Here is a 24,102-nt window from a genome sequence, read left to right as displayed (position 1 = left end):
CCCTCTGGGTGCCGGCCAGCACCTTTTTCCTGTAGGAGCGGACCATGAAGCGCGAAACGCTGTTCGGCCTGGGGCTTGCCCTTCTGGCGTTTGCGACGCCGTCGTCGGCGCAAAGCGGGAGCATGGCGGACCGCTCCGTCTACATCGAGCAGATCGGCGACTCCAACGAAGCACGCGTCGGACAGGCAGGGGTCGCGGCACGTACGGAGCTTCATCAGTCGGGAAGTCGGAACAGGATCGTCATCGCTCAGGAGGGCGCGGCCACGGTCAGGTCCCGCCAGAGCGGCGATTCCAACCTCGCGATCCTGGCGCAGGCCGGTTCGGGGCAGAATGCCATCACCCTTTCCCAAGATGGCGGCTTCAACGTTGCCATGGTGCGGCAGGATAATGAGGCCGTCGCCGCCAACGCCGCTCAACTGTTGCAGGACGGACAGCGCAATCGGCTGGATCTTACGCAAACCGGTGGCGGAAATGTCGCCAACCTTGCGCAGCAGGGGGATCAGAACCAGCTCACCGCAGTTCAATCGGGTGGGCAGCAGCTCACAGTTCTCCAGCAGGGCAACGGCCTCAGTTTCCAACTTGATCAGGGCCACCCTTCGCTCTCGATCACGCAGGTGAATTGAATTTCGATCGCTGTCGGTTCACGATGGTCCGATTGCGCACCTTCTGCACGGCGAGACCACCTTCTTCGGGGCACATCGATCGGACACATGGGCTGATGATCAAAGTTTATGGTCTCTGTGGGGTGATCGCGGCAGCAACGCTGGCGACGCCTGCTCTCGGGCAGGACGAAAAAGGGTCGATCGAGCAGATCGGCACCAGCAGCGCCGCCCCGGTCGAACAGATCTCGACCAGCGTGCGACAGGCCGGCGGCGCCAAGCCCGGCGCAGCGGCAGCGCAGAACCAACTCAGCTCCAGCGCCGAAGCGCGGTCGACGCCAGCCCAGGTTACCGCCGAGCGCGGGAATCCGCGCGGTTCCGGCCAGCTATATCACGGGGGGAGAACCGCCGAACCTGCTGATCCTCTTTCGAGGCCGAGCGAGGGGCGGACAGGGGCCGTCGCCGCAGTCGGCGGCGAAGACCGCTGCGATCCGGCGCGGCGCAATGGCCAAGCCGACGAAAAGGCCTGCGCGACCATCATCGAACGGCGGGCCGGGGAGTTCGTGCGTCGAAACAACGAGGAACTCACGCTGGAGCAGAAGCTGCTCGTGGAGCAGCGCACCAATCAGCCGCCCACCACACGTGAGGCCGCGCGGCAGCTCGGGGAAAACGGCGCCGACACCGGTACGCTGGAGTCGCAAGGCATCGCGGCCGTTGTGCTGCGAGGCGGAAACACGCCTCCCGAGACGGGCGACCCGTCCGAAAGCGCAGATCCGGGCGTCAACGCCGCGGCCCTGAATGCAATCGTCAGTGCGATTGCGGCCGGGGCGAACGGAGGGGCGCCGCGATGAGGGGACGAGTGCCGCGTGGCATTACCGGCGCGGCTCTCCTTTCGGCCATCGTCGCGGCCCAGGCGTCACACGCCGCTGGATCACCTGATGTCCGCCCGATCATTCTCGTTGAGCAACAGACGGACAACGGCCTCGAGTTGAAGGTCGTCGGAGTCTCGGAGGCGTTTTTCGCCGGCAGCTATCGTCTTGAGGTGACGAGCGGCGCCGGCGGCAATCGGTCGGTTCAGTCGGGCCGAGCGCGGCTCCAACCCCGTGTGCCGGTCACGCTCGTGCGGCTGAAGGTCGGCAACGCTCCACCGAAAGGCTGGTCCGCAGTGCTCAAGGTCATACCCGAGCAGGGCGCCGGCTATGAGATCGCACTCGGCGCCCAACGGCCCTGAAGCGCAGGCGAGGCAATCCATCAGTCGACTTTCGAGTAAGCTTTTTGGGGGCGAGAGAGCGGCGACACACCATGATCGGAACGGCAAGGCCGAGTGCCATCTGCCTGCAACGGGCCCCGGCTTCGCGCAATCAGGTTTGTGAAAGGGCGCTCGCGATCATCCATGATAGTGCCATCGCGGAGCACCGGAGAATGGCGCTCCGTCTCGATTAGAACGAGCAATACTCGTGTCTAGGAAGCAGCACGATCGTTGCCGAACTTGCCATCTGGACGAAGAACGATCGGCCGACGGAGCCGATCGATCCTCGTTTAGAGGCCGAACTCACCACGCGATAATGCGTGTCGCAACCTCAGCCCGCTGCCGCGGGCCTTCGCGGCGACAGGCGCTAAAGATCGAGGGCGTGACTCCGGAGCTATGAGGACCAAGCTCCGCAGAGCTGCCCTGATCCGAAACGAAGTGGCGCCCCGGCGTAAGCCGGAGCGCCATTCCTGACATTGATCTGAAGTCGATCGAACGGTTCAGGCCGTGAACAGAATGTCCGCCATCGTGACGTTCGCACCCTGGACGAAGATCGTCAGATCGTTTGCGCCAAGTTCGACGAAGATCTTGCCGGCGGTGATCGTGACAGCGGAGCTGTCGATCCCGAAGGCGCTGAGATCGATCGTCTCATTCGCTTGGTAGCCGGTGATCGTGTCGGTGCCGGCGTCCGCAAACACGAAGTCGTCGTCGCCATTGCCGCCCTTCAGCGTGTCGTCTCCGGCGCCTCCGTTCACCACGTCGTTGCCGTTGCCGCCGTCGACCGTGTCGTTGCCGGCGCCACCCCTCAGCGAATCGTTGTCGTTGCCGCCCGAAAGCGTGTCGGCACCGTCGCCACCATCCAGCGTATCATTGCCGTTTCCGCCGGTGAGGCTGTCGTTGCCGATCCCACCGAGGAGGACGTCGAGGCCGTTGCCGCCAGCCAGAGTGTCGTCGCCACCCAGGCCACTGAGCGTATCGTTATTGCTGCCGCCGGTCAGCGTGTCGCCGAAGTCGCTTCCGGAGAGCGCTTCGACGCTGCTGAAGCGATCACCTGCTGCGTCGCCGCCGAAGCCGTTGAGACCGGCCAGGGAGGCGGTCACAGCAGCCGCCGACCCGGCGAAGCTGACCGTGTCGAATCCGGCGCCGCCGTTCAGCGTGTCGGCGCCGGCACGGCCGACGAGGATGTCGTCGCCGCCATTGCCGTTCAGGACGTTGTTGGCGCTGTTGCCGAGCAGCTGATCGTTGCCGCCGCCGGCCGAGGCATTCTCGATCACCACGCCGTTGGCGATCGTGTAGCCGCCCCAGATGTCGTCGACGAACGAGACGACGCCGCCACCGGTCGGGGAATAATCAAGCGTCGCCGCGAGCAGATCGATCCGGGCGTTGCGGTTGCCCGAATACTGAATGCTGTCCGTGCCGGCCGTATCCCAGATCGTCTGGTAGAAGGTGCCGGTCGCATTGGCATCCTGCAATTGGTAGACATCGTTGCCGGTGTTGTTGGCATGAACGCCGTAGCGCTCCTGCAGCTTGGCGATGTCGAAGGCGCTTAGCGAGCCCGACCAGCCGCGGCCGATCCCGGCCAAAGTGAACGGCGACGGTCCGTCCGGATGCTTGTCCCAAGCATCGTTGTACGACATCACCGTGTAAACACCCTGATTGAGGTCAAACAGGCCGTAGGAACCGGTGGATGCGGTTACGCCGAGCATCACATCCGAGCCGCCACCATTATCATGGGGGTGGGCAAGACCGTGCGCGTGGCCGAACTCGTGCAGGATGACGGCAAAGGCATAGCCGCCGCGCTGCAGGCTCGCTTGGCCGGGGAGGCTCCACCCGCCGCTGTCCACATTGAACACGCCGATGCCCTGCTGGGTGCCATAGGCGGGATCCTGCGGGTAGAAATAGGCGCCATATTGGTCCGAGGACGTCGTCATCAGGCGGAAGGTCGCCTGGTTGACGTCGGTGGTGATCTCGTAATTGACGCCGAGGATCTTCTCATATTCCTCCAGCGCCTGCATCACTTGCTGCTTTTCGTAGTCGTTCCAGCCGAATGTCACCATCGGCGACACGCCGTCATCCGCCGTCTCGCCGAAATTCTGGCCGGCAGGCGCGAAGTAGACGTAGGCGGTCGGCGTGCCGTTGACGTTGGTGAACGGAACATTGTTCGCACTCACCCAATCGATCGAGTCGAGCGGATCATAGGAGCTGAGATCGACTTCGTTGGTCTCGAGGACGTAGCCGCCGGTCTGACCGGAATAAGCGGTGACATCGAGGTAGAAGGTCCCGCTCGACGTTGCCAGGAAGCTGAACCCGGAGCTGATATCGTTCGGGAAGTCGATGTCGTCGTTCGTGCCTATCAGCGTTCCGGCGGCATTGCGCAGACGCAGGATCGTGTCGAGCTCACCCGTCGGAACCGAAAGGAAATCGGTTTCGTAATCGGCGCCGCCCGCGACCTCGAACGTGTAGAGCTTGCCGGCCTCGAGCGTTACGGCATAGCGATCCACGTCCGTCCCGGTTTCGCGGAAGCCGAAGACGGTGCCGAGCCCAATTGCCACCGAGGTCGCATTGGTGGCGCCCACCGAGTCGACACCCTGCTGGCGAACATCGACAGTATAGCTGCCGGTACCAGGATCACCTGCATTTGCGAACGACTCCGCGAAGATGGAATAGGTGCCGGAAGTCGCCGCGGTGAAGGTGATGATAGAATAAAGGCCGTTGCCGCCGTCGTCGTCATAGTTGACGAGCGCATTCGAGGGACCGAAAATCGAGAGCAGGCTGTCGTTCAGGGCGTTGACGCCGGTTCCACGGAGGGAGACGCTGTATGTCTGACCGGCAACCAGGTTGACGGTGTAACGATCGGCGTCACCTGTGGAGTCGATGACCCCGCTGACAGAGCCACCGACGGTGATCACCGATCCGTCCGGCTCGTCGGCGATGGTCGACGGGATCGCGAGATTGAAGGCGTCCGCATAGCTGTGCGGAGTATAAATCTGCTGACCGGACTTCTCGATCAAGGAATTGCTGAGAAAGCGACCTTGTGCGTCGAAACGAATTATCGGTGATGCCATGTGGCTGAGCCCCCATGTGAAGTTCGCCGGGAATCGAGCGAATGCGGGGAGAAGATCATAATTGGTTAACCTTTTCAATAGACTCGACTCGTCCGTTTTGGCACGATTGACAAATGCTCCTGCATGCTCTCCTCTTCGCGTCGATGGTTGCCGACAGTCCTTTTCGCCCTCTGCCCGAACAGCAGTCCGGGAAAGAGTCTGGCTCCGCGCCGACGGGGGGTGCCACAGGCACCGAAGAGGGTGTCGCCAGCTTGCCGTTCGCGCAGGGGCGCAGGTTCGCCACGTTGGACTCGTATCTCGCCCACCTGAAGACGCAGAGCGCTATCGACCTGCCTTGGTGGCGGGAGATCAGTCCCGGCGTCTACGAACATGTCCGCCACATGCCTGGTGCACCCCGAGAGACCGCAACCCGGGAAGAGCTGATGAAGCGCTTCGGGTTCGCCAGATAAGACCCGCATCGTCCGAGCTGCTGGAAGCCTTGTTGCCCGCGTGCAACGCCCGGTGGAGCACGTGCTGCGCAAGGCTGAGGGAGGCGTGACAATGCGCCAGATATCGATACGTTGCGGTCGATGACGTCGCCAAGGCCCTTCAAGGTTCAACCGATCGACTGCAGCATCGCGGCGGCGCTGGACGTTGTTGGCGAGCGCTGGTCGCTGCTGATCGTTCGCGCAGCCTTCAACAAGCTTCGTCATTTCGAGGAGTTCCAGGCGGCGCTTGGGATCGCCCGCAACATCCTCGCGGATCGGCTCAGCCGGCTCGTCGATCATGGTATTCTCGAGCGGGTTCCCGATCCTGTGGATCGCAGGCGGGTTGTCTATACGCTCACTGACAAGGGCAAAGGCTTGTCGCCGCTGATCATCACACTGATGCAGTGGGGCGATCGCTGGGGCGCCGCGACCGGTGGCAGCAAAGTGCTGGTGGACAAGCGAAGCCGTTTGCCGATGGCGCCGATGACCGTACGCGGCGATGACGGGAGGGAACTCGCGCTCGAGGACCTAGAATGGGTCGAACGTGATAACCTCGAGACGGATCAGACCGAGAAACGCGCCCAGGTCGGGAGTTGATCAACGGTGTCGGGCCGATTTGCGCGCCACACCGATCCGATGATCAGGCAGGCCCGCGGTTGTCGCGGTTAAACACAGCCAAGTGGACGATTCGGTGCAGGCAGAAACGATTCATCCGGACCCGATGCAATTGGGCGCAAAGCCGCGGCACCTGATACGGGGCGCGGCGTTCAGCGGCATGAACCGAAAGCTGCTGGCGACGAGGAGATAGATTGATGTTCATCCGCAAACGGAAGCTCGAAGGGAGCAACGTTTTTGCCCACCCGACGCGGCTTCGTGGAGGCGGACCGGACGCCAATCCCGTTCAGATCGATTATTATGTCGCCGGCCTTCCCCGCATCAGCGGGCCGGGTGGCGACGGCTTCACCGCCGTTCCGGACGAGTCCTGGAAAGCGATTGCCTCGCTTGCGCTGTTCGTGGCGGCCGTGGCGCTGATGGTCGCGATCGTCGCCGTGATCGTTGCCGTCCGCGGCTGATCCTTCACTTCCGCAATATCAGTTCCGTCAGGAAGACCGCTGCCGCAATGGCGGATGCGGCGGTACGAACATGGTTCCAGCGGGTCCACCGTGCCATGTAGACGTTCCAGGCCGAGTTCGTGGAGTCGCCTTGATCCCTGGACCGGGCCAGCGCCTCGTTCAGCGGTACGTTGCAGATCAGGGTGACGACGAACATTCCGCCGAAGTAGATCGTTGCGCCCAACAGGGCGTTCGCCCGTCCAGATTCCGGCCAGGCGATCAATGAAGCTGCGCCGACGGCCAGGCTGACGAGCGTAGTCCCGACGAACAGCGGCATGAACGCCGAGCGCACGATCCCGATGTTGATCGCGTTCATCGCTGCTATGGCTTCCGACTTTCCGACCCTGTCCAAGGCCGCCATGATAAAGGCTGAAAAGGCGAAATAGACGCCCGCCATCAAGCCGCATCCGAGGGCGCCGGCCGCGAGTAGGATTTCGAATACGCTCATCGTGAAAGCGTCCGCAGCCGAAACCTGATCCGATAGAGGTCCATGGCTCCGTCCCTGCGTCGCGATCCCGAGAAGCTTATTCGATCCGGAGAAGACCAGTCGAGCATCGCACCGTAGCTGTTGCGATCGTTGTTGACGTTCGAGCCGAGTGGCTCACCGGCGTCGTAGACTCCGTGGATCGAACTTGCCTGAAACAGATGGACCGGATCGGTCGCGAAATCCATCGTGCGGGCGAAGATGATCGTGTGGTTGTCGGACAGGAACGTCGCATCGAATTCGTGCGCCAAGCCATTGATCTTTCCGGCAAGGCGTTCAGGACGCGCGTAGCCTCCGCCTTCGAGAGCAGCGGTGAACAGATCGTGGCCGCCCGAGCCGCCCGGACGATCGCTCGAGAACAGCAATTTCCTGCCGTTGGGCGAAAGCATCGGCGCAAACTCGTCCGCCGGGCTGTTGACCTTGGGACCGAGATTGATGGGCGCCCCGAAGCCTTCCCGAGTGACCGCGACCCGATAGAGATCGTCGCCGCCAGAACCGCCTTGCCGGTCCGAGCAGAAGAAGAGGGTGCGCCCGTCTGCCGAGAAAGCAGGATCGAAGTCGCGACCGGCGCTGTTGAACGAAGCCGGCCGCGCCGGGCTCCAGCCGGCTGCCGATCGACGGGAAACCCAGATGTCGTAGCCTCCGGGCCCGCCAGGGCGGTCGCGGCTGAACCACATGGCCGTACGTCCATCCGGGCTGACGGTGAGTCGCACCTCTGAGTGGTTCGTCGATGCGACGCCCGGAGCGAACAGTTCAGCGACGCCGAGCAACTCGACATTCTCTGACGGAGCCCCTCGGGACGCGCCGATCATCAGGGTACAGGCAAGGCAGCGGCCGAACCACGACAATCGCGCCCGTCTGGTCATGCGCGCCGCTCGAAGTCGCTGATCCAGTTCGTCTCCCAGGTCTCGCCGCCGTCCGCCGACATCGCCTGTTCCCAGCGCGCCGATAACGAGGTGATCCGTGACCAGCGCACCCGTGTGCGGACCGGTCTGCCATCCTGGACATCGTCGCCTTCGAATGTCGCCACTCCATCGGCGAACCGGCCGTGCAGGGGAGGCCCGATTACCGAGGGGTTGTGACCGTCTATCCACCAGCTCGACCATGATTGAGCCTTGGGATCAAACGCACGCAGTCCGATGCTGCGGGTGGGGCCGTTCGCTCGCGCCATCACATTGTCACCGATGTTGGCCCAGCCGCCCAGAACCGGCAGATTGTCGAGCGTGCCGGTGAAGGTCTCCCATGCTTCACTTCCCGAAAGCCGCTGTTTCAGGCGCCGGTGCCGAACCGCCCACCGACCCACCAGGAAGTCGAAATCACGGTTCCGATCGGAGAAGCGATCGAGCGGCGTGGCAATGGCCGATGTTCGCGTGAAGAAATTCTCCCAATTGACCTCCCAGCTCTTGCCCGCGTCGGCGGACATTGCCTGCTCCCAATGGGGGCGCGTGGAATGGACGTCGAGCCAGCGAAACCGCACGGTTACGGGCCGGCCCTTGAACGTGTCCGGTCCGACGAAGGCTGCGTTGTCGCCGTCGAAACGGCCCCGCACCGGCGGATCGATGACCGTCGGATTGCGCCCGTCCAGCCACCAGATCGACCACAGGCCGCTGGCGGGATCGAAGGTGCGTACCGTCAGCCCGCGATAGCTCCCACTCGGGATGTCGACGATATTGTCGTCGATCGTGGCAAGCCCGGCGAGACCCAACCAGAGGGCGCTCTTGCCTCCGAACTCCTGCCACTCGGTGCTGCCCACGAGGCGATCCTTGAGCCGTCGGTGCCACACGTTCCAATTGCCCTTCAGCCAATCCCAGTCGTGGGCATGCGCAGCGAGATCGTTCGCCGCCGCTTGCCCGGCGAAGGCCGCTCTCCCGAATGGAAAGGCGAGGGCAGCAGCCGAGGCACAGGTGATCAGCGCCCGGCGCGGAAGCAGGAGAACCGACCGCATGTTCTTGTCGTCGTGCATTCTCATCCTCCCTGCCATCTGTGGGGGAAGATTGGCATCGCTCGGGTGCGACGGGCTATGCGAAGAGTGATGAGTGAGGCTAAACCAGACTTATGCTCGGCAGCCGCTTTCCTTCGTTGGCCTCGATACGCGCCTTCGAGGCGGCGGCACGGCTCGGCAGCTTCACCAAGGCGGGGCAGGAATTGGGCACCTCGTCAGCGTCGGTCAGCTACCATGTTCGTCAGCTGGAGATGCAGATTGGCGTGAGCCTGTTCCGCCGCCTCGCGCATCGCGTCGAGTTGACCGAGCCCGGCGCGATCGTCGCGGAAGAGGCGAGCAGGGCCTTTGCTGCGCTTCGTGCGAGTTTCGCGCGCGCCGCCGAGACGGAGGAGGGACGGCTCTGCCTCACGACATTGCCGACGATCGGCACGAGCTGGCTGACCCCGCGGCTGGGGCTGTTTCGGGCGCGCCAGCCCGATATCCGGCTCGAGCTCGATCTGTCCGACACGGCGGAAGATCTTTCCGGCGGCCGCTTCGACGCGGCGATCCGTAACGGGGACGGGAAATGGCCAGGCCTGCGCGCGACCGCGCTGTTCCCCAGCATCTTCATGCCGCTGTGCACACCGCCGCTGCGCGACGCCGCCTGCGACATTGGCAATCCCTCTGCGCCCTTGCCTGTCCCGCGCCTGGGCCGGGCGGATTGGTGGCAGCTCTGGTATCGTTGCCAGGGATTCGATGCCGGACCGCCCGAATCCTCCTATGGCACCACGCTTGCTACGGAATATCTGGACGTGGCCGCCGCCTTGGCCGGACATGGGATCGTCATCGCCTCGCCGATCCTATTCCGCAGCGAGATCGAGGCCGGCAGGCTTGTGCCGGCCCATGCGTTCGTCGCTCCATCCGGTCGCGCCTTCTGGTTCGTTTATCCGGTCGCGCGCCAACGAAGCCGCAAGATTTGCCTGTTCCGCGACTGGGTTTGCGAGCAGGCCGCAGCGGCGCGGCACGAAGCCGCGGAGCAGATAGCGCGCGCCGAGGCGGTTGCCCGAGCCATGATGGCGCTTCCCTAAATCGCCGCGCAGAGCGGTGGTTACGGTCCACGCCCTCGTCCACCGGCACCGGGATCTCCAAGGCGCAACGGCAACTCGGGACTTCGGATTGCGGGGAAACGGCAGCAGCACCCCTTATCCTCGATCGCGAAAGGACGTTCGCGATGAAGCTTCTCTACCAAACCCACTCGCCGTTCGCGCGTAAGGTGCTGGTCTTCGCCCATGAGGCGGGGCTCTCCGGGACGCTCGAGGTCGTGCATCATGAGACCAGCCCGACCCAGCGAAACGCAGAAGTGTTCGCGTTCAACCCGCTTGGCAAGGTCCCGGTGCTGTTGCGGCCCGACGCGACGGCGTTGTTCGATTCCGACGTGATCTGCCAATATCTCGACGGTCTGGCGGCCTGCAGCCTGTACCCAGCCGATCCCGAAGAGCGGTTTGCGGCCTTGCGCCGTCAGGCGCTGGCGCAGGGGCTTGCCGAAACCGGGATCGCCTACCGATGGGAGACAGTGCGGCGACCGGAGGAGCTCCGCTACGCGCCGCTCGCCGTCGGACATGCTGCGAAACTGTCCGCCGCCTACGATTGGCTCGAAACGAACGGTGAATTCGACCGGCCGCTGGATATCGGCCACATCGCGCTTGCCACCACGCTCGACTGGCTTTGTTTTCGCGCGCTGCCGGATTTCCGGCCGGGACGGCGGAAACTCGCTTCGTGGTTCGCTTCGTTCCTGACCCGCCCATCGATGCTAGCAGCGCCGTTGGCCGGCGAGACCCAGGACTGATGAGGTCACGAACCCGGCACCGGGATCGCCATCCCACGCTTCACATGGCCGAGCATGACGTTGGTGTGGTAGCGTCTCACGTTCGAATTTTCAGCGAGCATGCGGGACATCAGCGCCTCGTAGCTCTCCATATCCGTGGCGGTGACGATCAACACGAAATCGGCGTTGCCGGTGACGTAATAAGCCTGCTGGATCTGGTCTTCGGCCGCCAGCCACCGGCGAAAATGAGCCATCAACTCGGGCCGCTCGCGCTCCACCTCGAGAGAGACCACCAGGAAGGTCGGTGATCCCAGAGCGCGTGGGCTTGCAATCGCCACCGTTCGCTCGATCGCGCCAGTCTCCTTCAAGCGCCGAATGCGGCGCTGGATTGCCGAAGGCGAGGCCGCCACCCGTGCGGTCAGCTGTTCCGCGGTCTGATCTGCATCCGCCTGCAACGCCGCGAGAAGTTGTCTGTCGTAACCATCCATTACCCTGCTCCTTTGTGGACAGTCTAAAGGAAAATACGGCTGATTGACGCCGAACAAGTGCAGTCACGTGCAGAATAACGGCGCGGCAGAACGGCTCGGGCAGTGCCTTCGTCGCTTGCAAAGCGTGCCGTGTCGCCAGGCTTTGCACGTGCGCGGCAGTCGCTTGCGTTAAGATGCGGCCATGGAATTCAGATCCCGCATCATCGAGGCGTTCCGGACGCCTGTCGTCACACCCTTGGTACCCGCACCGTCGCTCGCCCGCCGGTGCGGCATTGCTGCCGTTCACATCAAGGACGAGAGCAAGCGCCCCTTCGGCAATTTCAAGATGCTCGGCGGCTTGGGTGCCGGCCTGAAGGCGCTCGCGCGCCATGCCGGGCTGTCGGTCGACGAACTGCTCGCGCCCCACCATGTCGGGCTGCCGCCCCTCCTGTGCGCAAGCGACGGTAATCATGGCCTCGCCGTGGCTGCCGCCGCGCACGCCGCCGGTGGCAAGGCCCTGATCTTTCTGCCGGCGCAGGTAGACGAGGCGCGGGCCGGTCGTATCGCCGCAATGGGGGGAGACATCAGGAGGGTGGCGGGAACTTATGACGATGCCGTCGACGAGGCGCGTATGCTCGCCGGGACAGGCGGTGGCCTTCTGGTTGCCGACACGTCCGATCAGCTGAAGGATCCGGTCGTGGGCGACGTCATGGCGGGCTACGGGCGCGTGGCGGAGGAAATCCTAAACCAGAATGCCGGGCATCCTCGATTCACCCATGCGTTCATCCAGGCTGGCGTCGGCGGCCTCGCCGCAGCGATGGCGCAAGGCCTGGCGCCGATGATTGGGGAGGCGCCACAGATGATCGTGGTCGAACCGGAGCGCGCCGCCTGCGTCGCGCACGCGCTCCGGACCGGCTTCGCCGAGCGCATTGCCGGCACATTGGACACGAAAGCGGAAATGCTCTCGTGCGGCATCGCCTCGGCGTCGGCGGTGGAAATCCTGCGCCGCCATCGCGCGACTGCCGTGACTGTATCGGAAGCCGGACTTGCCGCCGCGGTGTCGATCCTTGTTTCGGAAGCGGCGCTCCCCACGACACCCTCCGGCGCTGCGGGGCTGACGGGATTGCTGCGGGTCGCGGGGACGCCTTGGCTCCGGACGGCCATTCGCCTTGGCCCGGGGTCGCGCGTATTGCTCGTCGTTACTGAGGGAGCGGTGCGATTCGAGGGCGTTGACTCTGATTAGGTATTGCGTCGACGAGCAGGTGGGGCTCGTCCCCGCGGCTTAGTAGACGGCATCGCGCAGGCGCTTGGCCAACAGGCCAGTCGCGGCTTCAGGGTCGATGTCGACGACAAGCAGCCCGGCCTGGCCCCGGGGCCGCTGCGCCACCAATCGCCCGTTCGGGTCGATCACGGCCGTGCCCGCGGTGCAGTTCGGGATCGCGAAGTTCACCGTCGCGAAAAAGATGTGGTTCTCGGCCGCCCGGCAGATCGCCGCTTTCTCATGCATCGTGCCGTCCGCAAACGCCCAGGTTTCGGGCAGGATGTCGTCCGCTGCGGGGGAATATTGGAGATGGAAGACGATGCTTGCGCCGCGGCGAGCGCCCCAGCGCACCGTTTCGGGATAGCGCCAGCCCTCGTGGCAAATGGTCACCGCGAAGGTCACGCCGTCGATCTCGAACAGACGTCGCGCGGTGCCGGGCACGAAGAGATCGTCTTCGGCGGGGTCCACCTGCACCTTGTCCTGGAAGCCGAGCACCGCCCCCTCCGGCGAAATCACCAGCGCGGAGGCATGGCAGCCCTCGCGCAGGGGGCGCTCGATGCCGACGATCGCCCCGACGCCTGTATCCCGAGCCATGTGGGACAGGGCAGCTTTCGCCCGTCCAAGGTCCGCCGCGCTCCAGTTTGCGACATCGAGGCCGACTCCGCGCATTCCTGGCAGGAAATTCTCAGGGGTGCACATCAGCCGGACCTGGTGCTCCGCCGCTGTCTCAAACATCTGGGCGAGAGCGGCAAGACCGTCATTCGGGTTTGGGAAGTGGGGCAGGGAAGCGAGGCCGATGCGCATGGCTCGTCGCTACAGGAAGGGCGGGCCAGACCGCAACGGAACCGTCGTTCGATCGCTCAATAATAATCCGCGAGGACCATCGTCCGGGCTGGCTTGTCGCGGACAGCGAGACGGTAGGGAATGCCGGCGGGACGCCGTCCCAGATTGCGATTCTCCGCAAGGAAGCGCGGCGTGACCGCGTCGCCGTTCACCGCGACGATCTCATCCCCCGCCTCCAATTTCGCCAAAGCCGCCGGGCTGCCTGGCGAGACGTGGATCACTAGCAGGCAATTGTCTCCTCCGATGACGTGCAGACCGGAGCGATCCGCAATCAGTGGTTCTTCGTAGTTCGTTCCCGGCGTCAGGAGGATCCTCCGGCGCCCGAGATCGAAGATCGTCCGGAACTTCCAGAGCAAAGGGGCGCCGATCACGATTGGCGCATCAAGGTTCCACGTGTCCGGAATGTTGAGCGGCACGCCGCGAAGCCGGTGGTCGCCGATCTGCAGGCAATCAAGCCGGGTGACGGTGCTGAGCGAAATGCCCTCGACGCCTACGCTGGCCGACGTCGATGTCGGTCTCCCTTCCAGGAGCCTGCCGGCCTCCGCGAGGTCGCGCTTGACATAAAGCGGGATGCTGCTGCCGAGATCGAGAATTGCACGCGCTCGCAGCCCCCGGTCGAGCCGCACGTCGACGCAAAAGAGCTTGTCCGGGGTGCGATGCAGGGAGAGCCACGCTTCATCTGTCCCAACCGCGCGGCGCGGCCCGAGCCGCACCCTCGCCATATCCGGATCGATCTCGACCTCGTTCTGCAGGAAACATTCCTGCCCAAGGACGAGGTCGATCCGCCGTCTTGCCGCCGCTGAGATCGAGGCGAGATCGAGTACGGCGGGTACGATCGGCGGGAGCACTACCGTGCCGGCGGTTACGGGCAGAGGACGGGAGATCTGCGCCGTCACGCTGGCGGTGAGACCGGCAAGCTCGTGTCGGCTCGACAGCGTGATGCCCGCTCCCGACGCCCAGTCCCGATCCAGCACCGAGCGGCTTGCGCCGCTGTCCAGCAATGCGGTGGCCGGACGTCCGGCGACCATCACCGACAGGCAGAGCAACTGGTCGCCCCCGCCGGTGATCGGCAGCCATGGCACGGCGGGAAAGGAGCTTGCCGGCGCCGGGGCGGAAGTGGCGCCTGCCAAGGCCGGCCGACGCCACGTGTTCGTGTTCATCCGGCGTGGACGAGCTGAGCGACCCGGCCGCGGGCACCGGTCACCTCGACCGCATGTCCGGCACGCTTTCGGCGACCGAGCCACTCCCTCAGCATCTCAGCGAAGGTGTGATCGACATGGTCGACGCGCGACAGGTCGATCTTGACCTTCTGGTCACTGGGAACGGTGTCGAGCATTGCCGAGACCTTCGGCAAGGCAACGAATGTCGCGGCACCGTCGAGCGCGATCTCGCGCGATGCACTCTCCTTGCGGTCCTCGACCTTGAGGCGGATCCGCTTCAGGTGCGGAACCAATTCAAGCATCGACAAAGCCAGACCGGTGAGCACGCCGGTCAGCAGATCCGCCGCCACGACCATGACGAAGGTCCCGGCCCAGATCAGTGCGGGGAAGCGGCCGTACTGTTGGAGCAAATGCTTCACATGCTGAAGGCTCACGAGGCGCCATCCGGTGACCACCAGGATACCGGCCAGCGCTGCCATCGGAATCTCGCGCAGCAGCCAGGGAAGCAACGCGACGAAGCCCAAAATCCAGATGCCGTGCAGCACCGCCGACATGCGGGTCATCGCGCCGGCCTGAACGTTGGCCGAGCTGCGGACGATAACGCCGGTCATCGGAATGGAGCCGACCGCACCGCAAAGGAGATTGCCGACGCCTTGGGCGCGCAGTTCCTTGTTGTAGTCCGTGCGCACGCCATCGTGCATGCGGTCGACCGCGGCGGCAGACAGCAGGGTTTCGGCACTGGCAATGAACGCGATCGCGATCGCGGTCGCGATGATCACCGGATTGGCGAAGCTGGCGAGTGTGTCCGCGCCTGGCAGGTCGATCGCGCTCGCAAGCGAATCGGGAACGTTGACCCGAACGACATCGAGGCCGAACAGCAACGCGGCAAAGGTGGCTGCGAGGATCCCGACCAGCGCTCCGGGCACAAGCTTCAGGGCTGCGGGACGAAACCGCTCCCAACCCAGCATGCAGGCGATGGTCAGCGTGCCGATCACGAACGCCGACAAGGCGCTTCCAGGCTCGCCGGGCGCGAGGCCGAGCAGGCGGGCGGGCATTGCGGCGAGGTTATCGAGGCCGCTCGGCAGCGGCTTAGCGTCGAACAGCACGTGATATTGGCCGGCCACGATCAGCAAGCCGATTCCGGCAAGCATGCCATGGACGACCGCGGGCGAGATCGCCCGGAACCAGCCGCCAAGGCGGAAGATCCCGGCTGCGATTTGGATAAGCCCGGCGAGCAACAGGATCGGGCCAAGCGCGCTCAGACCCTGATCGCGGACGATTTCGAAGACGATCACCGCAAGTCCGGCTGCCGGGCCGCTGACCTGCAGCGGCGATCCGGCGAGCAGGCCGACGACGATTCCGCCGATGATCCCGGTGATCAGCCCCTTCTCGGGCGGCACGCCCGAGGCGACTGCGATCCCCATGCACAGGGGCATGGCGACCAGAAAAACGACGATGGAGGCGGTGAAATCGCGCAATGCGAACGATGGCATGAGATCCTCCGGCCTTATTCGGCGGCTTCGGCGAATTCCGGAGTCGCGGCGAGCCGCTCCCGATGCGCCAAAGCGACCGGCAGCGGCCTGTCTTCGCGGAGGGTGACGAAGCGGTTGGTCTCGCCATCCAGCGCGAGGACCGTGCCGGCATGGATATCGACATACCAGCCGTGCAGCGCGATCTCGCCGCGCGCGATGCCCGCTGCGACGGAGGGGTGGGTACGAAGATGGGCAATCTGGGCGACGATGTTCTCGAGCGTTACCGCGCGGACCCGATCGTTGCCTTCCAGCTCGGGATAGCAATCGGAGACGACCTTGGCCGCGGCGTTGGAGTGACGCAGCCACGCTGCGACATTGGGCATCGAGGCGAGGACGTCGTCCTTGCCGATGGCCTTCATCGCGCCGCAGTCCGAATGGCCGCAGACGATGATGTCGCGGACGTTGAGAACCATGACGGCATATTCAACGGTAGAGGAGACTCCGCCGTTCATCTGTCCGAACGGAGGGACGATGTTGCCGGCGTTGCGGCACACGAATAGATCGCCCGGCTGGGCCTGCATGATGTGCTCGGGAACGACGCGCGAATCGGCGCAGGAGATCATCAGCGCCTTGGGGCTCTGCCCATCGCTGGCAAGGCGGGAGTAGAGCGCGCTCTGATCCGCATAGACCTGCTTTTCGAAGCTGAAGACACGTCCAATCAGCTCGTTCATATGATTAACTCCTACAGTGGGGATCCAGGCCCTCAGCTAAGGAGCGAGTTTTGCTGCGGCGCAGCGGGTCTGTAAGAAAGTGTTTCTGAGCCGGGCGACGTGGCGCTGCGCGGCTCAGCCGAGCGCAGGACCGCTTACGGGGAGGCGAATCTCGGCGCGGAGACCGCGGACCTTGCGGTTGGAAAGGCGGAAATGGCCGCCCTCGTTGCGAACGATACGGTCGACGATGCTCAGCCCGAGCCCAAGGCCCGAAGTGTTGCGCGCGCGCGCGCCATCAAGCCGCGAAAAGGGGCGCAGGACCTCTTCCATGCGGTCTTCGGGAATGCCCGGGCCGTCGTCCTCCACCGCAACAACGGCTTCGTCTCCGGCAATGCGAAGGGAGACCGCAGCGTTGCCGCCGTAGTGGAGAGCATTGTCGATGAGGTTGCGAAGCGCGCGCTTGAATTGGGGAGGACGGAGGCGAAGCTCGACGTGACGCGGCCCGGCATAGGTGATCGGACCGCCGAGATCGCGAACCTCGTCCACCAGGGTTCCGATCAGCACCGCCAGATCGGCCCGCACCGCCGGCTGCGGATCGCTTTCGCCCCCGAAATAGGCCAGCAAGGATCCGATCATCTCCTCCATCTCGCGGAGATCCGCAGTGATGGCGCCGCGAAGTTCGACATCGGCAACCGCTTCACTGCGCAGCCGCAAGCGCGCCAGCGGCGTCCGAAGATCGTGTCCCGCCGCCGCGAGGGCCTGGGTCCGGTCGGCGATCAGGCGGTGGATCCGCTTCTGCATCGCGTTGAAGGCGCGGATCACCCGGCGGACTTCGCCCGGCCCGCGTTCCTCGACCAAGCATTCGCGGCCCTGGCCAACGGCTTCGGCGGCGCGGGCAAGCTCGCCCATCGGCCGCAAAGTCCGCCGGATCATCAACCCTGCGATCACAATCAGTGCGATGGCCGGGATGATCGCGAGCAGGAAGCGATTCGCCGCGATGCTTGCCGTCTCGACGACGTGCGCAGCCTCGAAGCGTACAGCACTGCCGTCAGGCAGTCGCACGAGCCCGGCGACGACATGGCTCTTGTCGCCCGACAGAAACAGCCTGAGGTCGGACCGAACGAGCGAGGGTTCCCATTGGACGATCTGATCGCGCATCGTCCGGAGTTCGGGCGCGATGGCCGGAGGCGGCGGTGGTATTGCCCGCCACTCGAACCGAAACTTGTCGCTGGATATCCGTTCGGCCAGCGATGTCCGCTCGGCAGCGGGGCGGCTGCCGAGGAGCCGGTAGCCGATCGCGAGATGCTCGGCGAGCCGATGCGCCTCTTCTTCTCGGACCTGAAGGCGAGCAACTCGCTCGTAGAAGAGGGTGCTGGCGGCAAACTCGAAGATGACCGCAAGCAGAAGGATCCCGAAGATGCGGGTCAGCAGCGCAGACGGTCGCCGCAGCATCAAGGCCGCTCGACGGCGGCGTTGAACATGTAGCCGACGCCGCGCACGGTGACGAAGGGCGCGCCGCCCTTATCGGTCGAAAGCTTGCGACGGAGACGGCTTACCAGCACGTCGATGCTCCGGTCCGACGAATCCCCGAGCCGGTTCCGTGACAATTCGATCAGCCGCTCCCGCGAGATCACGCGTTGCGGCTGATCGAGAAAGACGGTCAGCAGATCGAATTCCGCTCCGGTGAGTTCAACCACCCCCCCGGTTGGTGAGACCACCTCGCGGCGCGTGAAGTCAGCGGTCCACCCGTCGAACAACGCCTTGCTTGCGCGTTCAGCCCCGTGCCGCCCATCGAGGCGGCCGCGGCGCAGAACGGCACGAATGCGAGCGACCAATTCTCGGGTGCTGAACGGCTTCGCCAGATAGTCGTCCGCACCGAGTTCCAGTCCGACGACGCGGTCGGTTTCCTCGCCGCGTGCGCTGACGAAGATAATCGGCACGTCGCTGCGCTGGCGGATCATGCGGCACAGGTCGATGCCGCTCGTGCCGGGCAGCATGATATCGAGAAGGATCAAGTCGACCGGCTCCGCCTCGAATGCCGTCCACATCTCGGCACCGGACACCGCAGTGCGCACGCGATAGCCATTTTGCTGGAGCGCACGCGCCGTCAGCGTCCGCAGCGCAGGGTCGTCCTCGACGAGCAGAACGACCTGTGCGCTCACGCCGTCGGAACCTTGGCACTGGAAAGCATGGCCGGCCATCTAGGTTTCGTCGCCGCGCCGCGCAACCGCTGCCGGACCCTGCCGGTGTTTCAGCAACACTTTGTTACGTTTCCGGACGTGCAATCCTGTAAAGTCCTGCACGACAAGGACTTAGGTGAAATTTGCCCATTGGCGGAAGCTTCGGCTTCCACCGGCTGAGGCGGAGACCTATTCGTGCCTTGCGAGGAGAGGGACGCTGGCCGGGATGGGAGAGAACAGGCTTATGCCGCCGCGCCTGTTTGGGCGCGTTGCGCTCGTCATCCTCGTGCTGGCATTGCTGCAGGTCTCTGCGAGCCTGCTTTTTTACCGCCTGATCGATCGTCACACGGCGCGCGCCGATCATGCCCGCCGTGCTGCCGAATTGCTCGTCGTCAGCCATCGCCTCGATCTCGCCGGTCGGGAGCACGTATCGCAGTTGATGACCACTCGGCATCTCACCGTCTCCGTCAATTCCGAGCCGCTCGTCCCGCACGGCGTTGCCGGAGTCGAGGAGATCCGGGAGGAGATCCTGTCCTGGGAGCCGGAACTCGGCCGCCGCGCGCTGAACCTCGATACGCAGCGTTCCGGCGGTCGTGAGCACCTCGTCGGATCGATGCAGCTTTCCGAGCGCAAATGGCTGAACTTTCGCTCCGCCAACCTCTCCGCGCGCTGGCCGATCGCGGCGAAGGCAGCGACGATTACCTTGCTATTGACCCTGGTTTGCCTGGTGGCCGTCCTCTATACCCTGCGGCTGATGGGTGCGCCGCTTCGTCGCCTTGCGGAGGCGACCGAGCGGATCGGAGAGGGCGCCCGGGTCTCCTTCGCCGAGCATGGTCCGCGCGACGTACGCAATCTCAGCCGCGCCTTCAACCAGATGCAGGAACGGCTGGCGCGCCTCGTCTCCGATCAGGCGAGCGCGTTCGAAGCGATCAGCCACGATCTTCGCACGCCGCTCAGCCGGATCAAGATCGCCGCCGATTTCATCGAGCCCGAAGACATTCGGGATCTTGTCGCCGACAGCAGCGACGAGATGGAGTCGATGCTGTCCTCGCTCCAGCGCTTCCTCAGGGCGCAGCAGGTCACCGCCGAGCCGGGACCGATCGCGCTGGGAGAGCTGGCCGAGGCGCTCCGCCAGCGATGGGGCGACGCACTCGAGGTCGACGCACCGCGGGCTACGATCATGAGCTATAGCGAGCCGCTGACCATGGCGCTCGATTCGCTGATCGAGAATGCGCTTCAATATGGTGGCCGGGCGACATTGTCCTTCCGTCACGATGCCGATGGCTGGATGGCGGAGTTGCGTGACTTCGGTCCTGGTATTCCGGCCTCTCACCTCGTCGACGTGCTGACGCCCTTCTTTCGCCTCGATGCCGCACGGGCACGCAACACTGGGGGGTTCGGGCTCGGCATCCCGACCGCACACCGGTTGTTGCTCCGCTTCGGTGGGAGCCTCGACTTCGACAATCATGGTGATGGCGGTCTGGTCGCCCGGGTCAGGCTTCCGATTACCCGCGGTTCGGCCAGTCTTCTCTAACCATGTATGAAGTTCTGGGGCAGGCCATTGTTCTCACCCGCAGAAGCCTGCATCATCGTTTCACGGCAGAACCCGTGAAGAAGCGAAGGACGGGGCCCGAACCCCTTGTCCGTGGACGGCTTCCGGTGCAGCCTGCCGTCATGCTGCCACTCGTTGCTTTCCTTGCATCGCTCTCGGCCCAGGCCGGATCCGCTCCACCCGTCGGGGCCCAGACTCCTCCGATCGCAAGCGCGACTTCGCCTGCTTTGCCGGAGAAGGCCTGGCCGACGGAGGAGGGCGACTATGTGATCCGCGACTTCCGCTTTCAGTCGGGGCAGACGCTGCGGTCCCTGCGCATCCACTACACGACGCTTGGAAAGCCGCATCGCAATGCCAAAGGCAAGATCGACAATGCCGTGATGGTGCTGCACGGTACCGGCGGCACGGGGAAGCAGTTCCTGTCGCCGCAATTTGCCGACCAGCTTTATGGACCGGGCCAGCCGCTCGACATCACCCGCTACTGGATCATCCTTCCCGACAATATCGGCCACGGCAAATCTTCCAAGCCATCCGACGGTCTGCGGATGCGTTTCCCCGATTACGATTACGACGACATGGTCGATGCGCAGCATCGCCTGCTGACCCAGCATCTCGGCATTAAGCGAATGCGGCTGATCATGGGGACGTCGATGGGCTGCATGCACAGCTTCGTCTGGGGCGAGACCCATCCGGATTACAGCCGGGCGCTGATGCCGCTCGCCTGCGAGCCGGTTCAGATTGCCGGGCTCAACCGGATGTGGCGGCAATTGCTGATCGACGGGATCAAGGCCGATCCGGCCTGGGCCGGGGGCAATTACCAGGCACAGCCGGTTCAGGGCCTCCGCACCGCGGCGACCCTGCTGTTCACTGCCGGCGCGGCCCCGCTCCAGCTTCAGAAAGCCTACCCGAGGCGCGACGCTGCCGCGGCCTATGCGCGCGGGAGGATCGAAGCTTCGATGGCCAGCATCGATGCCAACGATTTGCTCTACCAGGTGGAATCGTCTCGAAATTACGATCCCTGGCCAAAGCTGGAGGCGATTACCGCGCCGACGACCTGGATCAACTCGGCCGACGACTTCATCAATCCGCGCAACTTCGATTTCCCACAGCAGGCGGTGGCGCGGATGAAGGACACGCGTTTCCGGCTGATCGAAGAGAGTGACGAGACGCGCGGCCACGGCACCCACACCTGGGCGCGCTTCTGGAAAGACGATCTCGTCGCGCTTCTGGCACGGACGGAGACGCCGCCGGCGCACTGAGCCAAGGGGATGTCATGAGCACGCGCGCACCCACCCGTTATTGCGATCTGGTGATGAAGGGAGGGATCACCAGCGGCATCGTCTATCCCAATGCGGTGCTGGCCCTCAGTCGCGATTTCCGGTTCAAGAATATCGGCGGAACCTCGGCCGGCGCGATCGCTGCTGCCGCCTCAGCCGCAGCAGCGGTCGGTGACCGCAAGAAGGTGGCAGGGCAGGCGGTCGCCGACGAAGCCCGGGCCGGCTTCGAGGGGCTAGAGGGAGTTTCCCGGACGCTCGCCACGCAGGGCTTCATCGCATCCTTGTTCCAGCCCGCCTCGGGACTTCGCAATGCCTATCGCGCGCTTGTAACGATTACCGGCAACGGCGGCATCGTGAGAAAGGCGACGGCGTTCCTGTTCGCGATCTTCGCCACGGCACCGCTGGAAACCTTGCTGATGCTCGGCCTGTTCCTCGGTGTCGGCTACGCGATCGGGCAGGCAGACGGAGTCACGGCGGCTTTGCTGCCGGCTTTGCTCTGCGCCTATCTTGGCGGCGCGATCTTCGCCCTTCTGAGGCTCGCGCGGGTCGCGCGGCGCAATCTGCTGGGGCTGTGTTCTGGCCTTGGACCCGCGAACGCGTCGCGCCCGGCCCTCACTGTTTGGCTTCACACGGTGCTGCAGGAGCTTTCCGGCAAGCCGACCGACGATCCGCTGACCTTCGGCGATCTCTGGAATGCCCCGCGCTATCCGGATGAGCCGGTCACCGAGCGGGCGATCACCTTGCAGATGATCACCACGGGTGTTTCACACCACGAGCCGCGGACTTTGCCGTTCGAGAACGGCGGTTTCTGGTTCCGGCGCGACCAGTTCGATTTGCTCTTTCCGTCGGAAGTGGTCGCGTGGATGGTCGACAAGGCGGGGCCGCCGGACCGGATCGGCGGGATCGACTATCACCGGTTGCCGATCCGTGCCGATATGCCCGTGCTCGTCGCAATGCGGATGAGCCTCAGCTTCCCGCTGCTGCTGAGTGCGGTGCCGCTGCACGAGCCGGCTGCGCGCGAACGGTCACGCACCGCCGGAGCCGGGTCGGCGGGTACGCAGGCTGGAGGTGACGAGAAGAGCCTGCTCGCGAGCACCGATGGGCTCACCACCAGCGGCGGGGCGGCGGGGACACGCATCACGGCGATGCGGATCTGCTGGTTTTCGGATGGCGGCATTACTAGCAACTTCCCGATCCACCTTTTCGATGCGCCACTGCCTCTATGGCCGACCTTCGCCATCAACCTCGTCTATCCCGGGTCGGACGCCTCGGCAGGCGCCGGGCTGGGCGGGCAGCAATCAATCGAAGAGTCCGTGTTTCTCCCTTCGGAGAACAATCAGGGTTGGCAGCGCACTTATCACGCTGTCGGCCGAACGCTTGCCGCGGCCGAGATTTCGCGCTTTCTGTTCGGTATTGTCGCCACCATGCAGAATTGGCGGGATCTGCTGCAGTCACGTGCGCCGGGCCAGCGTGATCGCATCGTCCACATAGAGCTCGATCGCAGCGAGGGCGGAATGAACCTCGATATGCCGCAAGCGGTGCTGACTCGCATCTCCGAGAAGGGTACCGCAGCCGGAGAGCGGCTCTACGATTTCAGCTTCGACAACCATCATTGGATACGCTGGCGCAATCTCGCCTCCGCGCTGCAGCGCTACACGATCAAGATCGCCGAGAGCGATGCCAACGGGCCAAAGGTCCCCGCCTATCGACGCGCTTTCGACACTGCGCGCACCGGAGTTCCGGAGGCGCCCTCCTACAGATTCCGGACGCAGGATCGGCGCGCGGCGGCGGAAGCCTTGATGGAGGAACTGGTCTCGCGCGGCGAGGCGTGGAAGGATCTCGGACCCGATCTCAGCGTCGACGCGCCGCGACCGCTGCCGCAGATGCAGATCGCACCGACCTATTGAGCGCCCCGGTAGGCCGGTGATCGACAAGCCCGCTGCCGTGGTGCATCCGGCTACACGCGGCATGCCCGCAACCGAGGGGAGAGATGATGTTCAGCCATGTTATGGTCGGGTCCAACGACATCGAGCAGTCGAAGACATTCTACGATGCGTTGCTGGGCACGCTCGGCGCGCCGCCGGGTTTCGTCGATGACAAGGGCCGTGTCTTCTACCGCACGAAGACGGGTACGTTCGCCATCGGCAAGCCGATCGACGGCGATCCGGCGTGCCACGCAAACGGCGGGACGATCGGATTTGCGGCCTCCAGCTCGGAGGCCGTCGACGCATGGCATGCAGCGGGTGTCGCGCATGGCGGCACGCCGTGCGAAGATCCTCCAGGAGTTCGCGAGAGCGGCTTCGGCAACCTCTATCTTGCCTATCTGCGCGATCCCGCCGGCAACAAATTGTGCGCCCTGTACCGGCTTCCGCGCGAGCAGTAAGACCGAGGGGCGGCCCTAGCCGCCCGATCTGGCTTCAGCGCATCATGTCAGTGGCAGCGAAATGCCGCTCGGGCT

The 24,102-nt window shown here is 64.6% G+C and carries 23 protein-coding genes; 12 read left to right on the top strand and 11 right to left on the bottom strand.

The window, feature by feature from the left end; translation table 11 throughout:
- Nucleotides 1-44: 44 nt before the first annotated feature.
- From C7I55_RS22670 to csgH, 3 genes are read left to right on the top strand one after another with little or no spacing between them, the layout of a single operon-like run.
- The gene (locus C7I55_RS22670; RefSeq protein WP_106515314.1) at nucleotides 45-623 is read left to right on the top strand and encodes a hypothetical protein; all 579 of its coding nucleotides are present in this window, start codon (nucleotides 45-47) and stop codon (nucleotides 621-623) included.
- The gene (locus tag C7I55_RS22665; protein ID WP_146151117.1) at nucleotides 620-1,450 is read left to right on the top strand and encodes a hypothetical protein; all 831 of its coding nucleotides are present in this window, start codon (nucleotides 620-622) and stop codon (nucleotides 1,448-1,450) included. Before C7I55_RS22670 ends, C7I55_RS22665 begins: the two co-directional genes overlap by 4 nt.
- Complete coding sequence (csgH, locus tag C7I55_RS22660; protein ID WP_146151116.1) at nucleotides 1,447-1,830, top strand: curli-like amyloid fiber formation chaperone CsgH; 384 nt, start codon at nucleotides 1,447-1,449, stop codon at nucleotides 1,828-1,830. Before C7I55_RS22665 ends, csgH begins: the two co-directional genes overlap by 4 nt.
- A 518-nt stretch (nucleotides 1,831-2,348) precedes the next feature.
- Here the strand turns inward: csgH and C7I55_RS22655 are convergent.
- The gene (locus C7I55_RS22655; RefSeq protein ID WP_106515311.1) at nucleotides 2,349-4,913 is read right to left on the bottom strand and encodes a pre-peptidase C-terminal domain-containing protein; all 2,565 of its coding nucleotides are present in this window, start codon (nucleotides 4,911-4,913) and stop codon (nucleotides 2,349-2,351) included.
- 569 nt (nucleotides 4,914-5,482) lie between these two features.
- Here C7I55_RS22655 and C7I55_RS22645 point away from each other — a divergent pair.
- Nucleotides 5,483-5,977, top strand: coding sequence for a winged helix-turn-helix transcriptional regulator (locus C7I55_RS22645; RefSeq protein ID WP_106515309.1), 495 nt, complete (start codon nucleotides 5,483-5,485; stop codon nucleotides 5,975-5,977).
- Nucleotides 5,978-6,192: 215 nt separating this feature from the next.
- Nucleotides 6,193-6,453, top strand: a complete 261-nt coding sequence (locus C7I55_RS22640; RefSeq protein ID WP_106515308.1) for a hypothetical protein — start codon at nucleotides 6,193-6,195, stop codon at nucleotides 6,451-6,453.
- Between the two features lie 4 nt (nucleotides 6,454-6,457).
- Here the strand turns inward: C7I55_RS22640 and C7I55_RS22635 are convergent, their stop codons facing one another.
- From C7I55_RS22635 to C7I55_RS28585, 3 genes are read right to left on the bottom strand one after another with little or no spacing between them, the layout of a single operon-like run.
- Nucleotides 6,458-6,940: an anthrone oxygenase family protein gene (locus C7I55_RS22635; RefSeq protein ID WP_106515307.1), complete on the bottom strand. Its 483-nt coding sequence runs from the start codon at nucleotides 6,938-6,940 to the stop codon at nucleotides 6,458-6,460.
- Entirely contained in the window at nucleotides 6,937-7,842 is a 906-nt protein-coding gene (locus tag C7I55_RS22630) for a TolB family protein (RefSeq protein ID WP_106515306.1), read from the bottom strand. Before C7I55_RS22630 ends, C7I55_RS22635 begins: the two co-directional genes overlap by 4 nt.
- Nucleotides 7,839-8,939 carry a hypothetical protein gene (locus tag C7I55_RS28585; protein ID WP_199193023.1) on the bottom strand — a complete coding sequence of 367 codons (1,101 nt, stop codon included), beginning with the start codon at nucleotides 8,937-8,939 and terminating at the stop codon, nucleotides 7,839-7,841. The genes C7I55_RS22630 and C7I55_RS28585 overlap by 4 nt, the downstream gene beginning before the upstream one ends.
- A gap of 116 nt (nucleotides 8,940-9,055) precedes the next feature.
- Between C7I55_RS28585 and C7I55_RS22620 the strand changes: the two genes are divergently transcribed.
- Together C7I55_RS22620 and C7I55_RS22615 are read left to right on the top strand one after the other, a co-directional pair.
- Complete coding sequence (locus C7I55_RS22620; protein ID WP_199193022.1) at nucleotides 9,056-9,985, top strand: LysR substrate-binding domain-containing protein; 930 nt, start codon at nucleotides 9,056-9,058, stop codon at nucleotides 9,983-9,985.
- A gap of 143 nt (nucleotides 9,986-10,128) precedes the next feature.
- Complete coding sequence (locus tag C7I55_RS22615) at nucleotides 10,129-10,743, top strand: glutathione S-transferase (protein WP_106515304.1); 615 nt, start codon at nucleotides 10,129-10,131, stop codon at nucleotides 10,741-10,743.
- A 5-nt stretch (nucleotides 10,744-10,748) separates the two neighbouring features.
- Here the strand turns inward: C7I55_RS22615 and C7I55_RS22610 are convergent, their stop codons facing one another.
- Nucleotides 10,749-11,210 carry an Lrp/AsnC family transcriptional regulator gene (locus tag C7I55_RS22610; protein WP_106515303.1) on the bottom strand — a complete coding sequence of 154 codons (462 nt, stop codon included), beginning with the start codon at nucleotides 11,208-11,210 and terminating at the stop codon, nucleotides 10,749-10,751.
- A 181-nt stretch (nucleotides 11,211-11,391) separates the two neighbouring features.
- Between C7I55_RS22610 and C7I55_RS22605 the strand changes: the two genes are divergently transcribed.
- Nucleotides 11,392-12,432, top strand: a complete 1,041-nt coding sequence (locus C7I55_RS22605; RefSeq protein ID WP_106515302.1) for a pyridoxal-phosphate dependent enzyme — start codon at nucleotides 11,392-11,394, stop codon at nucleotides 12,430-12,432.
- Nucleotides 12,433-12,471: 39 nt separating this feature from the next.
- Here the strand turns inward: C7I55_RS22605 and C7I55_RS22600 are convergent, their stop codons facing one another.
- From C7I55_RS22600 to C7I55_RS22575, 6 genes are all read right to left on the bottom strand, one after another.
- Entirely contained in the window at nucleotides 12,472-13,254 is a 783-nt protein-coding gene (locus C7I55_RS22600; protein ID WP_106515301.1) for a carbon-nitrogen hydrolase family protein, read from the bottom strand.
- A gap of 56 nt (nucleotides 13,255-13,310) precedes the next feature.
- The gene (locus C7I55_RS22595) at nucleotides 13,311-14,423 is read right to left on the bottom strand and encodes a retropepsin-like aspartic protease (protein ID WP_158266543.1); all 1,113 of its coding nucleotides are present in this window, start codon (nucleotides 14,421-14,423) and stop codon (nucleotides 13,311-13,313) included.
- 26 nt (nucleotides 14,424-14,449) lie between these two features.
- Nucleotides 14,450-15,946, bottom strand: a complete 1,497-nt coding sequence (locus tag C7I55_RS22590; protein WP_106515299.1) for a SulP family inorganic anion transporter — start codon at nucleotides 15,944-15,946, stop codon at nucleotides 14,450-14,452.
- A gap of 14 nt (nucleotides 15,947-15,960) precedes the next feature.
- Nucleotides 15,961-16,656, bottom strand: a complete 696-nt coding sequence (locus C7I55_RS22585; RefSeq protein ID WP_106515298.1) for a carbonic anhydrase — start codon at nucleotides 16,654-16,656, stop codon at nucleotides 15,961-15,963.
- A gap of 114 nt (nucleotides 16,657-16,770) precedes the next feature.
- A complete protein-coding gene (locus tag C7I55_RS22580; RefSeq protein ID WP_106515297.1) occupies nucleotides 16,771-18,087 on the bottom strand; it encodes an ATP-binding protein in 1,317 nt (438 codons plus the stop codon).
- A complete protein-coding gene (locus C7I55_RS22575; protein ID WP_408640625.1) occupies nucleotides 18,087-18,836 on the bottom strand; it encodes a response regulator transcription factor in 750 nt (249 codons plus the stop codon). Before C7I55_RS22575 ends, C7I55_RS22580 begins: the two co-directional genes overlap by 1 nt.
- A gap of 223 nt (nucleotides 18,837-19,059) precedes the next feature.
- On the opposite strand from C7I55_RS22575, the gene C7I55_RS22570 reads away from it, so the two are divergent.
- From C7I55_RS22570 to C7I55_RS22555, 4 genes are all read left to right on the top strand, one after another.
- Nucleotides 19,060-20,349, top strand: a complete 1,290-nt coding sequence (locus C7I55_RS22570) for an ATP-binding protein (protein ID WP_106515296.1) — start codon at nucleotides 19,060-19,062, stop codon at nucleotides 20,347-20,349.
- 140 nt (nucleotides 20,350-20,489) lie between these two features.
- Complete coding sequence (locus C7I55_RS22565) at nucleotides 20,490-21,626, top strand: alpha/beta fold hydrolase (protein WP_106515425.1); 1,137 nt, start codon at nucleotides 20,490-20,492, stop codon at nucleotides 21,624-21,626.
- A gap of 14 nt (nucleotides 21,627-21,640) precedes the next feature.
- Nucleotides 21,641-23,551: a patatin-like phospholipase family protein gene (locus C7I55_RS22560; RefSeq protein WP_106515295.1), complete on the top strand. Its 1,911-nt coding sequence runs from the start codon at nucleotides 21,641-21,643 to the stop codon at nucleotides 23,549-23,551.
- Nucleotides 23,552-23,637: 86 nt separating this feature from the next.
- A complete protein-coding gene (locus tag C7I55_RS22555) occupies nucleotides 23,638-24,027 on the top strand; it encodes a VOC family protein (RefSeq protein WP_106515424.1) in 390 nt (129 codons plus the stop codon).
- The last annotated feature ends 75 nt before the right edge of the window (nucleotides 24,028-24,102 follow it).

It is taken from the genome of Allosphingosinicella deserti (assembly GCF_003012735.1).
GTDB classification, from domain to species: domain Bacteria; phylum Pseudomonadota; class Alphaproteobacteria; order Sphingomonadales; family Sphingomonadaceae; genus Allosphingosinicella; species Allosphingosinicella deserti.
Note: the sequence above shows the minus strand (reverse complement) of the source record. Positions and strands in the feature narration are given on the sequence as shown.